Source organism: Streptomyces sp. Je 1-4 4N24 (assembly GCF_026239515.1).
GTDB lineage: Bacteria > Actinomycetota > Actinomycetes > Streptomycetales > Streptomycetaceae > Streptomyces > Streptomyces nigrescens.
Map to the genome: position 1 here is coordinate 3297160 of NZ_CP110836.1, position 14306 is coordinate 3311465.

The 14306-nt window shown below is 71.0% G+C and carries 17 protein-coding genes; 3 read left to right on the forward strand and 14 right to left on the reverse strand.

Annotation, left to right across the window (positions count from 1 at the left end):
- Positions 1-67 precede the first annotated feature (67 nt).
- From SLV14N_RS13985 to SLV14N_RS13995, 3 genes are all read right to left on the reverse strand, one after another.
- Positions 68-769 carry a transglycosylase SLT domain-containing protein gene (locus SLV14N_RS13985; protein ID WP_208681190.1) on the reverse strand — a complete coding sequence of 234 codons (702 nt, stop codon included), beginning with the start codon at positions 767-769 and terminating at the stop codon, positions 68-70.
- 408 nt (positions 770-1177) lie between these two features.
- Entirely contained in the window at positions 1178-2500 is a 1323-nt protein-coding gene (locus SLV14N_RS13990) for a PhoH family protein (protein WP_208681191.1), read from the reverse strand.
- A gap of 567 nt (positions 2501-3067) precedes the next feature.
- Complete coding sequence (locus tag SLV14N_RS13995) at positions 3068-3847, reverse strand: isoprenyl transferase (RefSeq protein WP_208687865.1); 780 nt, start codon at positions 3845-3847, stop codon at positions 3068-3070.
- Between the two features lie 140 nt (positions 3848-3987).
- Between SLV14N_RS13995 and mgrA the strand changes: the two genes are divergently transcribed.
- On the forward strand, positions 3988-5019 hold the full coding sequence (mgrA, locus tag SLV14N_RS14000; protein ID WP_263269502.1) for an L-glyceraldehyde 3-phosphate reductase: 1032 nt from the start codon (positions 3988-3990) through the stop codon (positions 5017-5019).
- Between the two features lie 307 nt (positions 5020-5326).
- Here mgrA and SLV14N_RS14005 read toward each other — a convergent pair whose 3' ends face one another.
- Complete coding sequence (locus SLV14N_RS14005; RefSeq protein ID WP_208681192.1) at positions 5327-6061, reverse strand: A24 family peptidase; 735 nt, start codon at positions 6059-6061, stop codon at positions 5327-5329.
- Between the two features lie 75 nt (positions 6062-6136).
- Between SLV14N_RS14005 and SLV14N_RS14010 the strand changes: the two genes are divergently transcribed.
- Positions 6137-6490, forward strand: coding sequence for a DUF192 domain-containing protein (locus SLV14N_RS14010; RefSeq protein ID WP_263269503.1), 354 nt, complete (start codon positions 6137-6139; stop codon positions 6488-6490).
- Between the two features lie 43 nt (positions 6491-6533).
- On the opposite strand, the gene SLV14N_RS14015 is transcribed toward SLV14N_RS14010, so the two are convergent.
- Positions 6534-6932 (reverse strand): TetR family transcriptional regulator C-terminal domain-containing protein, encoded by a 399-nt coding sequence (locus SLV14N_RS14015; RefSeq protein ID WP_263269505.1) that lies wholly within the window; start codon positions 6930-6932, stop codon positions 6534-6536.
- Between the two features lie 29 nt (positions 6933-6961).
- On the opposite strand from SLV14N_RS14015, the gene SLV14N_RS14020 reads away from it, so the two are divergent.
- The gene (locus SLV14N_RS14020) at positions 6962-7549 is read left to right on the forward strand and encodes an RDD family protein (RefSeq protein ID WP_265873467.1); all 588 of its coding nucleotides are present in this window, start codon (positions 6962-6964) and stop codon (positions 7547-7549) included.
- Here SLV14N_RS14020 and SLV14N_RS14025 read toward each other — a convergent pair.
- The 9 genes from SLV14N_RS14025 to SLV14N_RS14065 form a co-directional block, all read right to left on the reverse strand.
- The gene (locus tag SLV14N_RS14025; protein ID WP_208681195.1) at positions 7527-8162 is read right to left on the reverse strand and encodes an OmpA family protein; all 636 of its coding nucleotides are present in this window, start codon (positions 8160-8162) and stop codon (positions 7527-7529) included. The genes SLV14N_RS14020 and SLV14N_RS14025 overlap by 23 nt on opposite strands.
- Positions 8163-8172: 10 nt before the next feature.
- On the reverse strand, positions 8173-8760 hold the full coding sequence (locus SLV14N_RS14030) for a hypothetical protein (RefSeq protein WP_208681196.1): 588 nt from the start codon (positions 8758-8760) through the stop codon (positions 8173-8175).
- A gap of 61 nt (positions 8761-8821) precedes the next feature.
- A complete protein-coding gene (locus SLV14N_RS14035) occupies positions 8822-9508 on the reverse strand; it encodes a pilus assembly protein TadG-related protein (RefSeq protein WP_208681197.1) in 687 nt (228 codons plus the stop codon).
- Positions 9509-9534: 26 nt separating this feature from the next.
- Positions 9535-9699, reverse strand: a complete 165-nt coding sequence (locus SLV14N_RS14040; protein WP_018089307.1) for a membrane protein — start codon at positions 9697-9699, stop codon at positions 9535-9537.
- Between the two features lie 587 nt (positions 9700-10286).
- Positions 10287-11180, reverse strand: coding sequence for a DUF5936 domain-containing protein (locus SLV14N_RS14045; RefSeq protein WP_208681198.1), 894 nt, complete (start codon positions 11178-11180; stop codon positions 10287-10289).
- A gap of 14 nt (positions 11181-11194) precedes the next feature.
- Positions 11195-12139 (reverse strand): type II secretion system F family protein, encoded by a 945-nt coding sequence (locus SLV14N_RS14050; RefSeq protein WP_208681199.1) that lies wholly within the window; start codon positions 12137-12139, stop codon positions 11195-11197.
- Complete coding sequence (locus tag SLV14N_RS14055; RefSeq protein ID WP_208681200.1) at positions 12136-13476, reverse strand: CpaF family protein; 1341 nt, start codon at positions 13474-13476, stop codon at positions 12136-12138. Before SLV14N_RS14055 ends, SLV14N_RS14050 begins: the two co-directional genes overlap by 4 nt.
- The gene (locus SLV14N_RS14060) at positions 13473-13925 is read right to left on the reverse strand and encodes a TadE/TadG family type IV pilus assembly protein (RefSeq protein ID WP_127152811.1); all 453 of its coding nucleotides are present in this window, start codon (positions 13923-13925) and stop codon (positions 13473-13475) included. Before SLV14N_RS14060 ends, SLV14N_RS14055 begins: the two co-directional genes overlap by 4 nt.
- A complete protein-coding gene (locus SLV14N_RS14065) occupies positions 13922-14305 on the reverse strand; it encodes a TadE/TadG family type IV pilus assembly protein (protein ID WP_018089301.1) in 384 nt (127 codons plus the stop codon). Before SLV14N_RS14065 ends, SLV14N_RS14060 begins: the two co-directional genes overlap by 4 nt.
- Between the last annotated feature and the right edge of the window lies 1 nt (position 14306).

Sequence of the window (14306 nt, forward strand, 5' to 3'; positions counted from 1 at the left end):
GCACGCGCGAAACCCCCGACGCGGGCGCGTTCGGGGGTTTCGGAAGTGCTGTGGTGCGGCTTACGGCCTAGTACCAGTTGTTGGCCTGCCAGAACGACCAGGCACCACACGGGCTGCCGTAACGCTCGTTCATGTAGTTCAGGCCCCACTTGATCTGGGTGGCCGGGTTCGTCTGCCAGTCGGCACCGGCCGAGGCCATCTTGGAGCCGGGCAGCGCCTGGACGAGCCCGTAGGCGCCCGAGCTGGGGTTGCTGGCCTTGTAGTTCCAGGTGGACTCGTGGTCCACGATGTTGCTGAAGCACTGGAACTGGTCACTCGCCATCATCTGGCGTGCCATGGCCTGCGTCTCGGCGACCGTGTACGAGCCCTTGACGGCGAAGTCACCCGCATCGCGCGTGGCGGAGCGGGACGCGGCCAGCGTCTTCTCCTCGCGCGCTTCGGCTTCCTTCTTCGCCTTCGCCTCGTCCGCCGCGTCCTTCTTGCTCTGCGCGGTCTCAGCAGCTGCCTTGCGGGCCGACTCCTGCGCGGACTTGAGGGCTGCCGTGTCCGCCTGGGTGGACTGGTCGTCCGCCTGCTGCGTCAGGGAAGCCGTCTGCACCTGGGCCTGTGCGCCCGCGGGGATGTCGGCGATCGTCGCATCGGCAGCGGTGGCCTCGGTGTTGCCGACCGAGGCGGGCTCGTTGCCTGCAGCGACGCCGACGACGGCGCCGACGGTGGTGACCGCGGTGGCGGATGCCACGGCGAATCCCCGGACCGAGATCCGGCTCACACGTTTTCCTTCCAGCATCGTCCGCATAGGTGACCTCGCGGACGCAATCGTGCCCCTGGCGCTGGTCTCCCCTTGTTCCGGGCCCGGTTGAACGGGTGGGTCCGGCTGGTCACGGGAGGCACTGGCCCGGTACGTCCCCCTCGGGGTCCGCGTGGTGCTCGGGCGGCATACGGCTGTTCGCTATGAAGTTCGAGTTCGTTCCACACCGCTGGGGGTGTTGATGCTGCCGTATGCGGGGCCTGACAGGACCCAGACTCTGCCCGACCGGCACGCCGGGAATCAATTCCCCGCTGGGTGTGAAAGCTCACACCCCGTTTACGGCAAACGATTTTCGGATATCCACTCGCAGCACAACGCCGCCCGGCTAAGCTCCTTGGCTTCGCCGGGCGGCGTCGTCTTCATGACCGGTCAGATCCGGCCTTCCTCCAGCATTTCGGTCACCAGCGCCGCGATCGGCGAGCGCTCCGAGCGGTTCAGCGTGACGTGGGCGAACAGCGGATGCCCCTTCAGCTTCTCGACCACCGCGACCACACCGTCGTACCGCCCGACCCGGAGGTTGTCGCGCTGCGCGACATCATGGGTCAGCACCACACGCGAGTTGGCGCCGATACGGGACAGAACCGTCAAAAGGACGTTCCGTTCCAGTGACTGGGCCTCGTCCACGATGACGAACGCATCATGCAGCGACCGCCCACGGATATGGGTCAGCGGCAGCACCTCCAACATGCCGCGCCCCACCACCTCTTCGATGACGTCCTTGGTGGTCACCGCGGACAGCGTGTCGAAGACGGCCTGCGCCCAGGGGCTCATCTTCTCCGCCTCACTGCCCGGCAGATAGCCCAGCTCCTGCCCGCCGACGGCGTACAGCGGGCGGAACACCATCACCTTGCGGTGCTGCCGGCGCTCCAACACGGCCTCCAGGCCCGCGCACAGCGCCAGCGCCGACTTGCCCGTACCGGCCCGCCCTCCCATGGAGACGATGCCGACGTCCGGGTCGAGCAGCAGATCCAGCGCGATCCGCTGCTCGGCGCTGCGGCCGTGGATCCCGAAGACCTCCCGGTCGCCCCGCACCAGCCGGATCGCCCCGTCCGAGGTGACCCGGCCGAGCGCCTTGCCGCGCTCGGACTGCAGCACAAGTCCGGTATGCACCGGAAGTTCGGACACTTCCGGCACATGGGCGGTCTCTGCGGCGAACAGGGCGTCGACCTGGTCGGCGGAGATGGTCAGCTCGGCCATCCCCGTCCATCCGGAGTCGGTGATCGCCAGCTCGGCGCGGTACTCCTCGGCCAGCAGCCCGACCGAGGACGCCTTGATGCGCAGCGGCAGGTCCTTGGAGACGACCGTGACGTCATACCCCTCGGCCTGCAGATTGCGCGCCACCGCGAGGATCCGTGAGTCGTTGTCGCCGAGCCGGAAGCCCGCGGGCAGGATTCCGGGGTCGGAGTGGTTCAGCTCGACCCGGAGTGTCCCGCCGAGCCCCCCGATGGGGATGGGCGAGTCCAGCCGCCCGAACTGCACCCGGTACTCGTCCAGCAGGCGCAGCGCCTGCCGGGCGAAATAGCCGAGCTCGGGGTGGTGCCTCTTGGCCTCCAGCTCGGTGACCACGACGACCGGAAGCACGACTTCGTGCTCGTCGAAGCGGGCCATGGCGCCTGGGTCTGCCAGCAGGACACTGGTGTCGAGGACATAAGTGCGCCGGTCGTTCTCACGGCGCTGCTTGATGTTCACCACGGGTGGACGAACCCCCTCGGATGAGGTTGGGGTGCGACGGCGTCGCGGGGCGGTGTTCTCCCGGGGCCACCGCTTTCCCAGCTGCTGCTGGGCGGTGTCCCCGGGACCCCCGGCCATCTAGGACGTGTCGCCCTAGTGACCGGACCGGGCTCGGACCACAATGCGCGGGCCGAGCGCCGGCCCTCCGCGTCGACCGTGCGGTGCGCACGGACCTCCGTGATGTGCAAAGGGCCTCCCGGGCGGACGGCACCGTGCCGTCCGCTGAGATGCGGCGCCTGATGGCTTGTTCCTGACGCCGACCTGGAAGGGATATTCCCTCGAACCCTCGTCGCCATGCCACGGCATATGACGCACGGCCGATGAACCTTGGGTGACGTGTGATCGTCCAGCGGCGGCGGCATTCGGGTGAGGCCCGAGGGGACGGAGCGTCAGAAGAGGCCCCGCCGGCGGTTCATGGGGCCGGCGGGGCCTGGTGACGCACCGTGACGGCAAAGGACGTCCGGGACGTATGGGGCATTTGGGATGTAACGCGCCTGGCGGAACGGGAGCGGCTCGGGAGGACGCCGTTCAGAAGCCGTAGCGCCGGTGCCGGGCGGCGTAGTCGCGCAGGGCGCGCAGGAAGTCGACCTTCCGGAACGCCGGCCAGAAGACCTCGCAGAAGTAGTACTCCGAATGGGCGCTCTGCCACAGCATGAAGCCCGACAGCCGCTGCTCCCCGCTCGTACGGATCACCAGGTCCGGGTCGGGCTGGCCGCGGGTGTAGAGGTGCTCGGAGATCAGGTCGATGTCGACGACCTCGGCGAGCTCCTCGAAGGAGGTGCCGCGCTCGGCGTGTTCCAGCAGCAGGGAGCGCACCGCGTCGGCGATCTCCTGCCGGCCGCCGTAGCCGATCGCGACATTCACCAGCACGCCGGTGTTGTCGACGGTCGCCTGCTCGGAATCCTTGAGCACCCGCTGGGTGGCGGTGGGCAGCAGATCGCGGTTGCCGACGTGGTGGACCCGCCAGCGGCCGTCGGCAGCCAGGTCCCGGACGGTGTTCTCGATGATGCCCAGCAGCGGCTTCAGCTCGGCCTCGGGCCGGTCGAGGTTGTCCGTCGACAGCAGCCACAGCGTGACCACCTCGACATCGGTCTCCTCGCACCAGCCGAGCAGCTCACTGATCTTGGCCGCACCGGCCTGGTGGCCCTGCTCGGTCGTCCGCCCGTCGGCCCGCGCCCAGCGCCGGTTGCCGTCCAGGATGACGCCGATGTGCTTGGGCACCTGGGTGTGATCCAGGCGACCCTCCACCCTGCGCGCGTACAGCCGATAGGCCAGATTGCGCAGTGCAGGCGGATACGGGATGCGCATCCCGGAAGATCGCAGCATGTGTGGTCCAGCCCCTCCGTGCCAATGGCGGTCGCCCCGTCGCCTCAAGTGGGCAACTTTACTTCTCAGCTGTGACGACAGCCCAATCAGGTAGGTCACAAGTACGTGATAGGGAGATGAGCATGACTGGCACCGACTACCGTGCGGCGGATTCCCGCTACGACTCGATGAAGTACCGGCGAACGGGCCGCAGCGGACTCAAACTCCCCGCTATCTCCCTTGGACTCTGGCACAACTTCGGGGACGACCGCACCCTGAGCTCCCAGCGCGCCATCCTGCGCCGCGCCTTCGACCTGGGCGTGACCCACTTCGATCTGGCCAACAACTACGGTCCGCCGCCCGGGTCCGCCGAGCTCAACTTCGGAAAGATCTTTGCACAGGACTTCCGCGGCTACCGCGACGAGATGATTCTCTCGACGAAGGCCGGATATCTGATGCACCCCGGCCCGTACGGCGAATGGGGCTCGCGGAAATATCTCCTCTCGTCGCTGGATGCCTCCCTGAAGCGGATGGGTGTCGATTACGTCGATATCTTCTACTCGCACCGCTTCGATCCCGACACCCCGCTCGAGGAGACGATGGGCGCGCTGGCGTCCGCCATCCAGCAGGGCAAGGCCCTGTATGTCGGCATTTCCTCGTACAACGCCGAGCAGACCCGGGACGCGGCCGGGATCCTGCGCGCCATGGGCGTACCGGCGCTGATCCACCAGCCCTCGTACTCGATGATCAACCGCTGGACCGAGGACGACCTGCTGCTGGACACCCTCGAAGCGGAGGGCATGGGCTGCATCTCTTTTGCGCCACTGGCACAGGGCATGCTGACGGACAAGTATCTGCGGGGCATCCCCGAGGGCTCGCGCGCCGCCCAGGGCAAGTCCCTGGACCCGAACCTGCTGTCCGACGAGATCGTACGCCGGCTCCGGGGCCTCAATGACATCGCCGCCCGCCGTGGCCAGTCGCTGGCCCAGCTCGCCCTGGGCTGGGTGCTGCGCGACGAGCGGATGACCTCCGCCCTGATCGGCGCCAGCAGCGTCGCCCAGCTGGAGGCCAATATCGCGGCCCTCGACGCCCCCACGATCACGGAGGCCGAGCTGGCCGAGATCGACGAGTTCGCCAGGACCACGGACGGTGTGAACATCTGGGCGCGGCGGTAGGCGTCCCGGCGCGCGACGTGCCGGGAGGTGCCGGGAGGTGCCGTCATACGTCTCGGCCGCATGGTGGCTGGTCGGGCCGTTCCCCGCGCCCCTTCCGGGCGCAACCGAACCGCATCCGACGGCAGCGGGGCCGCTCGGCAGCCGGTGCGCGCACAAAAAAGCGGGCCGGTCCGTGGGGGGGATACGGACCGGCCCGAGGGGGGGTTTCCACCATAACCCCACGGGAGGGGTGCTGCGTGCACCGGCGCGCGCGGCGGCGTGGCTCGGGTGGAGCGGGGTGTGCCGAAGGCTCCGGCACAGGCGTGGGTCAGGCCGCCGCGGCGGCGCCCAGGAGCAGCCCGCAGAACGCCCCGATGATCATGAAGGGCCCCAGTGGCATGGCCGCCTTCCGCGCCTCGCGCCGTACGAGCAGCAGCCCCGCGGCGTAGAGCGCACCGATCAGCACCCCCGCCGCGCCGCCCACGACGAGGGTGCGCCAGCCGTACCACCCAAGGGCGATCCCCAGCCCGACCGCGAGCTTGACGTCGCCCAGCCCGATGCCCCGTGGGTTCACGACGTAGAGCAGGAGATAGAAGGCGCCGAGGAACAGCCCGCCCAGCAGGGCCCGCCGCCACGCCCCGGTCTCCCCCGTCAGCCAGCCGCCGAGCCCCAGCAGCGCCGCTGACGCCACCGCGAGCGGCAGCGTCAGCGCGTCCGGGAGGCGCCGGGCCCGCCAGTCGACGGCGGTCAGCAGCACCGCGACCGGCGCCATCACCAGCCAGGCGACGAGTTCCGGCCGTGGCCCGGTGGCCGCCGCCAGGGCCGCGCAGACCAGTGCGGTGGCCGCCGCGGTCGGCAGCGGGCCGGGCCCGTACGCCCCGCAGTCCGGGCAGCGCCCGCGCCCCAGCCAGCCCCCGGCCGGGCCGGTGATCGGATGCCCCCCGGGACAGACCGCGCGCCACTCCTCCTCGGGCTCGACGGCCATCCGGTGGACGGGCCGCGGTATGAGCAGCCCGGCCGCGGCCCCGTAGACGGCGGCGAGAACCATCAGCATCAGTGACACCTGTCGACCCTAGAGCCGTCCGGCGCCCGTCCGCCGGGAAAGACCTGGAGTGCGGGAGCTGATAGAACGCTGCGCATGGCGCGTTGGGAGAACGGTCCGGGAGTCCTGCACGGCGTGGAGAGCGCCGTTCCGGTGGAGATCGCGGCGTCCTGCCGCGCCCGCGCCCGCGGCCTGTTGGGCCGCGACGGCATCGAGGGGGCGCTGCTGCTCACCCCGGCGAGCGGGGTGCACACCTTCCGGATGCGGTTCGCGATCGATGTCGCCTATCTGAGCCGGGACTTCACCGTGCTGGCCGTACGCACCATGCGCCCGGGGCGGCTGGGGCTCCCCCGCCTCCGCGCCCGGCACGTCCTGGAGGCGGAGGCCGGCGCGATGGCGCGCTGGCGCCTGCTTCCCGGACTGCGCCTGGGCGTCGAACCACGCCGCTGACGCACGGGCTCGGGCCGCGGGCGTACGCCGGGCACCCAGGCGGTCAGAAGGTGCTGAGCGTCGCGTCCGCGACGGCTTCCAGGGCGGCGCGGCCGACGCCGGACCGCGCCGAGACGCGCAGCCCGCCGACCGAGGCGATGACGAGACGGGCGAGGGTGCGGGCGTCCTTGCCGGGCGCGATGGCGCCGTCGCGCTGACCGGACTCGATCACGGCACGGAGGGCTGCCAGCCGTACGCCGTAGTCCTGTTCCAGCGAGGCCGCGACCGACGGGTCATGGGCCGACACCTCGATACAGGTGTTGACCACCAGACAGCCGCGGCCGTCCCCACCCTCGGCGCACTCCTCGTCGATCACCCGCTGCAGCAGCGCGCGGATCTTCTGCCGCGCGGGATACGCCGGGCGGACGCACTCCCGCAGCCCCGGGGTCCCTGCCGGTATCAAGTTGCCGCCGGGCGGGGCGGGATGGTCACATGCGCGGCATGAACGCGACGCCGCCCCCCAGACACATACCTCCGTCGGGCCCCGGACTTCCGGCGGGCCCCGCATACCCCGCGGCTCCGGCGCCCCAGGGGCCGGCCCCGGGCATCCTCGGTAACCGGGGGCTGCGGCTGCTCGCGCTCCTCATCGACCAGGTGCTCGCCCTCGTCGTCCTGTTCCTGGTCACCGTGGGCATCGGCCGGTTCGTCACCTTGGGCGACAGCAAGGAAGACTCGCCGTTCTACCTCGGCGCCCTGGTGGCCCTCGCGCTGCTCTTCCTCTACTCGCCGCTGCTGACGGCCCGTTGTGGCGGCACCCCGGGCAAGCTGCTGTGCGGGCTGAGCGTCGTACGGCTCGCCGACGGGGGCCCGCTCCCCTACGGGACGGCCCTGGGGCGGCACCTGGCCCATCTGGGGATGCGGCTGGTGCCGGTGCTCTGCCTGCTGGACCCGCTGGCCTGCTGCTGGGACCGGACGTTGCGCCGGTGTCTGCACGACAAGGTGGCGGGCAGCCTGGTCATCCGCCGCAGCATGCGACCGGCCCCGGCGCCCGCCCCGGTCACGAGGCCCGCGGGAAGCTGACCTCGACCCGGCGGTTCTTCTTGCGGCCTTCCTCGGTGCCGTTGTCGGCGATCGGGTACTGCTCGCCGTAGCCGCGGATCTGGAAGGTGACGGACGAGCCGAGGTCCTTGGCCAGCTCCTGCTGGACGGCGTTGGCGCGCTTCTTGGACAGGACCAGGCCGTGGCTCGCCGAGCCCAGGTTGTCGGTGAAGCCGAAGACCCGCAGACGGGTGGCGTTCTGCTTCTTGATCTCCGCGCCGATCGTGCTGATCCGGGACAGCGCCTCCGGCGTCAGCTCGGCGCTGTCCTTGCCGAAGAGCACCTCGGCCTGGAGCGCGAAGGTCACATTGTCGTTGGTGTCCTGGCGGCGCTCGGAGCCGTCGTCGGCCTCGACGATCGACTTGATGTTGAGGACCTTGGACGCGGCGAGCTTGCCGCCCTGGACCATCCGCAGATCGGGGTCGTGGGGGTCGATGTGCACCGGCGGGCTGGAGTCCTCGGTCACGCCCGGCGGATCGGCATGGGCGACGGGGGCGGTCAGCGCCGCGGTGAGCAGCAGCGCGAAGGCGGCGGTGGCGGCGCGGCGGGGCGCTCGGCGCACCCGGCGTCCTCGGGGCATCTGGGTCGCGGTCATCGGTGCCCGCTCAGTCCGTGATCCGCACGCCGGCCGGCGGCAGGGTCGGCAGCTGGAAGTCGACCTCGGTCACCTTGGCCGGCGGCGCCGGGAACTGCGCGAAGACCGGGCGGCTGGCACCCGGCATCAGCCCGCTGAGGCCGGTCGTGCACAGGCATTCGCCGTTGGTGTCGCGCAGCACCAGATACCGCTTCTTGCCCGCCTTGTCGACGAGGGTCGCCCCGGAGATGGACGAACGGGACCGCAGCTCGGTCTCGTTGGAGCGCCAGTCGATGGCGTTGAAGGCGCGGGTGCCGCGGTTGGTGACCGTGCCGTTGACGGTGACGAAGCCGCCGGAGTCACGGACGACGGAGTGCAGCGTGACCACCACGCCGTCCGGCCCCTTCATCTCCCCGATCACCTTGTCGGAGTCGGCCGCCGGGGCACCGGGGCCACTGTCCTTGGGGGCGGTGCTGCGGGCCGGCGGCTTGTCGCCGTCCGACCCCTTCGTACCGCCACCACTACCACCACCACAGCCGGCCACAACGAGCGCGAGGCCGACAGCGCTCGCCATGGCGACCGCTCCCCTGGCGGCCTTCGTGGTGCGCCGAATGCTCATGGGATGCGATTCCTTTGATCGTCGTCTGGTCGTCTCAAGGGGGGTGGTCGGGTGCGGGCGGTCAATGGGCGAGGCGTACGGAGAACAGGTCGGCGGCGTCGGGCAGGTCCTGGAGGTGGCCGGGGTCGAGCGTCCAGCGCTTGCCGTCGCAGGTGATCTCGACGGGGGCGGGGGCGTCGTCGTCCTTGCCGCCCTTGCCCCCCTCGTCGTCCTTGCCGCCCTTGCCGTCCGCCCCGCCGGTGTTGTCCTTGGCGGGGTCGAGGGTGCAGCGGGGGCCGACGACGGACTTCGCCTCGGCCGACGCATGGGTGCCGCTGGTCGTCGGGATGACCGAATCCCCCACGGTGTTGCGGGTGGTGACCTGGACGGCGAACGCGGTGGGCCAGGAGTCCGGGGTGCAGCGGGTGCCGGAGAGCTCGGCGCCGTTGCGTCCGGCGAACCAGCCCGCGCTCGCGCAGGCCGCTTCGGACGGGACACCGCGCCCGTTCAGCAGTTCCTCCCAGGCCGTCGGATCGGTCAGGTAACTGCCGTCGCGGAGACCGTCGAGCACACCCTTGCGCAGCAGGTCGCGGTACTTCTGGCCGGCGGCGAGCGCGGCCGCGTCGGCGGCGGTCTGCGCACCGTTACGGGTGGCCGCCGCCTGCCCGACGGCGAAGAAGGCGAGCGCGAGGAAGAGCAGGCCCCCGACCGCGACGATGTAGAGCGGGAAGGCCTGCCCTGCGTCGCGCCGGCGGCAGCGTGGGGTCATGGCCGGCACGGTGATGGCGGTGGGGGCTAAATGCCGACGACGTCGGAGATCTTGTTGGCGATGGCGTTCGCGATCTGGCTGCCGAAGTCCGTGGTCGACAGGACCAGGACGATCGCCACGACCACCGCGATGATGCCGAGGTACTCGATCGAGGTCTGTCCCCGGTCGTTCCCCAAAATACGCTTCGCCATCGTCTTCCCCTCCATGGGCGGCCGTACCGCTCTGGTCCGGCTGGTCTGTCCCCGTGGTGTCGGCGCGTTCGGCCGCGCTCACGACACGAGAAAAGTACGCCGGAACAGCGTGCCCGGAACAGGGATTCCGTACCCAATCCTCTTTCGGGAACCCGGATGACAGGCGCAACATCGCATTTCGGCCACTCAGTCGCACTCTACCCACCCCCGCTCCCCCTCCGGGACCATGCCCCGTTCCGCCGCCCATAAAGACCGGACGATTCCTGCGCACCATAGTGCGAGCGCAACCGTCCGCCCACCCACTGTGACACAACTCGTTGCTCTTGCGAAGGAGTTGACGGGAAGCCGGGCTCTCAGCGCACTCATCCGGCCGATTACGGGGCGCCGCCGCCCGGGTTCGTCCAGGAGAAGATGTGCATCCGCAAGGACGGCACCAAGCGGCGGCAGTCGTGCCGGGTGCCGGCGAGGGGCGCGGCGGGGAGGAGGGCGAACGCCACGCCGAGGGCGGCCGGCGCGGGTACGCCGGACCCGGTCCCGCGGCGCCGGACGGGCGCGGGCGGGGCCGGTGCCGGGCTCCGGACCACAGGTCATCTGCCCATCAGCGAACCGAAGTTGGTGCCCGAGCCCAGGAAGAAACCGGCGATGAGCAGGATCATCGTGGCCGGAACCATAAAGGTGGTGACGACCATGGTGGCCTTGGGGACCGCGCGGGCGGCCCGGCGCCGGGCGTTCTGGGCGTCGGTCCGGCGCATGTCGTCGGCGATCTGGATCAGCGTCTCGACGATCGGCGAGCCCAGCTCCTCGCCCTGCTGGAGGGCGGTGACGAACTGCGCGACCTGTTCGGAGTCATTGCGTTTGCGCAGTTCCTCGAAGGCCGCACGGCGGCTGACGCCCATGTCCATCTGCCGCAGGGTGATGCGGAGTTCATCGGCCCATGGCCCCTCGTACTTCTCCGCGACCCGGTCCAGGGCCTGACGGAAGCCCAGGCCGGCGCTGACCACGACGGCCAGCACATCCAGAAAGTCCGGAAGGGTGCGCTCGATGGTGTCCTTGCGCTGACGGATGGCGGCCCAGATGCCGACCTCGGTCCAGAAGAGGCCGAAGAGCACCATCAGCACGCCGAGCAGCGGCTGGCCGCGCAGGAACATCACCAGCGCGCCGAAGAAGCCGAGGGCCCCGTAGACGGCGCGCCGGGCGGCGTACCGGTCGACGGTCAGCCCGCCCGGATTGCCCGCCAGGTCGATCCGGCGGCGGACCCGGGCGGTGCGCTTGCCGCCCATCAGCCGCAGCACCAGCGGCGCGTACCGCATCCCGGCGCGGTCCACCGCCGACCCGACGGCCGTGGTGCGGGTCGCGCCGACCTCCAGGGACAGCGCCAGGTCGGGCGGCAGCCGGGCCTCGCGCCGGTAGAGCGCGATACCGCAGCAGATACCGGCGAGCGAGAGGGCGAAGGCGAGGGCCAGCAGGATTCCGAGTGCCATGGCGATACCGATACCTAGACGTCGATCTTGGACAGGCGGCGGATGAAGAAGAAGCCGAGGCCGTAGAGGGCGAAGGCCACCACGACCGCGAGCTGGCCGAGGAAGGAGGAGGTCATCCGGTCGATGGCGCCCGGCGCGATCCGGTTCATCAGCAGCAGGGTGCCGATCCCGAGCAGGGGGACGACATAGGCGGTGACCTGGACCTGGGAGAGCTGGGTGCGGACCTCCCGGCGGGTCTCCTTGCGCTCCTCCAGGGTCTTGGTGAGGTTGCGCAGCGAGCCGACGACGGTGCCGCCGGCGCGGTTGGCGAGCACCAGCGTGGTGACGAGCACGACGAGTTCGCGGGACGGGAGGCGTTCGGCCAGCTCGCCGAGTGCCTCGTCGATGGAGTGGCCGACGGAGAGCTTGTCGGAGACCTTGGCCAGCTCCTCACCGGCCGGGGCCTCCAGCTCCTCGGCCGCCATGCCCAGGGCCGTCCGCAGCGCGAGCCCGGCCTGGGTGGCGTTGGCGAGGATCCGGGAGAGTTCGGGCAGCTGGTTGATGAACTTCTCGATGCGCTTCTGCCGCTGCCAGTTGAGGAAGGCGAACGCCGCCCAGATGGCGACCAGCGCGGCGATCGGGCCGAAGAACGGGGCGAGGGTGGCCTGCGCGACCAGCCACAGCGCGAGGATCGCGCCGAGCAGATAGACGACGAACTCGCCGGGGGTGACGTCCAGACCGGTGGCGGTCAGCCGCAGTTCGAGGCGGCGGCCGAAGCGGGTGCCGCGCAGCGCCCGGTCGACGGACGGGAAGCGGCGCCGCCCGGTCACCGGCAGTCCGCGCTCGTCGGCCAGCCGGTCGACGACGGCCTGCCGCTGGGCGCGCCCGGCCGCGTACGTCCGGGCGCCCGCGATCGCGAGCAGCCCGCACAGCAGCGTGGCGCCGATGGCGAGCAGGGCGAGGGGGTTCCCGCCGGTCATGAGAGGGCCTTCCGGGTGGCGAGTTGGTCGTCGTGGGTGGCGACGCCGAAGGCGGGCGGGGTGGGTTCGCTCGCCATGAAGAGGCGTTCGGCGACCCGGCGCGGCAGCGGGAAGTAGCGGAACCGGCCGTGCACGATGCGGTCGGCGCCCATCGGTTCGGCGTCGAAGCGGCAGACCGTGGCGATCCGGTAGTCCTCGTGGCCGCGCGAGTCGAGGATGGCGATCTCGCTGATCCGGCGGGAGCCGTCGGCGTGCCGGGTGAGCTGGACGAGGCAGTCGACGGCGCTGTTGATCTGGTCCCGCAGCGCCTCGAAGGGGATCTTGACGTCGGACATGGACGCCAGGGTCTGCAGCCGCATCAGGGCGTCCTCGGCGCTGTTGGCGTGCACGGTGGCCAGCGAGCCGTCGTGGCCGGTCGACATCGCCTGGAGCATGTCGAGGGTCTCGCCGCCGCGCACCTCACCGACGATGATCCGGTCGGGGCGCATCCGCAGGGAGTTGCGCACCAGGTCGCGGATGGTGATCCGGCCCTTGCCCTCCACGTTGGGCGGCCGGGACTCCAGCCGGATGACATGGCTCTGCTGGAGCTGGAGTTCGGCGGCGTCCTCCACGGTGATGATCCGCTCCCCGTCCGGGATCAGACCGGACAGCGCGTTGAGCAGCGTGGTCTTGCCCGCACCCGTGGCACCGGAGACCACCACGTTGAACTTGGCCCGCACCAGCCCCGCCAGCAGCATCAGCATCTGCTCGTCGAGCGTGCCCATGCCGATGAGTTCGGCGAGGGTGTACGCGCGCGGGAAGCGGCGGATGGTGAGGGTGGCGCCGTTCAGCGCGAGCGGCGGGATGATGACATTGACGCGTTCGCCGGACGGCAGCCGGGCGTCGACCATCGGATTGGACTCGTCGACCCGCCGGTTGACGGTGGAGACGATCCGCTCGATGGTCTGCATCAGCTGCTCGTGCGAGGCGAAGCGCACGGGCAGCAGCTCGACCCGGCCGGCCCGCTCGACGTACACCTGGTCCGGGCCGTTGACCATGATCTCGGTGATCGAGGCGTCCTCCAGCAGCGGCTCCAGCACCCCCAGGCCGAGCGCCTCGTCCACCACCCGGCGGATGAGCTGGGCGCGTTCGGCGGTGGAGAGCACCGGGCCCTCGCGGCTGATGATGTGGCCCAGCACCCGCTCCAGCCTCGTGCGGCGCTCGGCCGCGGCCAGCGAGGACATCTCGGCGAGGTCGATCTCTTCGAGCAGCTTGGCGCGGTAGACGGCGACCATATGGCTGTCCTCGCGCGCCTCACCGGCCGGCTCGGGTGCGACGATCCGGGCTTTCAGGCTCATCGCGGGGGTGCTCCTTCGTACGTGTCCGCGGCGCGGAGTCCCAGAGCGCCGGGCTCCTGCGGGCGGGGCATGGTGGCGGTGCGGCTGGCGGTGCCGAAGTTGTCGACGCCGGGGATGATCGAGGGGATCGGTACCCGCGCCGTCGCGCTGACCTCGTCGCCCCCGCCTCCCACCGAGATCGTCGCGCCGTCCGCGACCCAGCCGCTCATCGCGGAAAGGCCAGCGGCCTGCGGGCCGGCCTCCCGGTCGGCCTCGTCCATCGAGGCGGTACGGGCCGCGGCGCGCGCTCCGGTCCCGGCCTGCTGGACGGTGTAGGCCGCGAGACCTAGCTGGACCACGGCCAGCCCGACGACCAGCAGGATCGGCAGGAAGCCGAGGAATTCGATGGAGACCTGGCCCCGGTCGCGGCCGTGCCCGCGGAGCCGGGCGGGAAGGCGTACGGCGCTCATCCGGTGTCCTCCTTCGCGGCGCCGGCCGAGCCGGTGACCGTCCACGGGTAGCTGCCCGCGCCGGGGAAGAGCACCGGGACCTTGATCCGGACGGTTGCCTTCCACAGGCCCGACTCCGTTCCGCAGGAGGTCGAGGCGCCCGCACGCCAGGAGCCGGGCAGCTCGTCCTCGGCGGCGGTGCGGCAGGCGCCCGCGCCGCCGCCCTCGGTGGCGGTGGCGGCCCGTGCGCCGCGGTCGGCGGAGTGCGCGGCGAGCGAGTAGGTGTACCCGACCAGCACCAACTGCCAGAGCAGGGCGAGGACCAGCAGGATCAGCGGGAGCAGCCCCATGAACTCCACGGCCACCTGCCCCCGGTCGTCGCCGCCCAGCGGGCGCCGCACC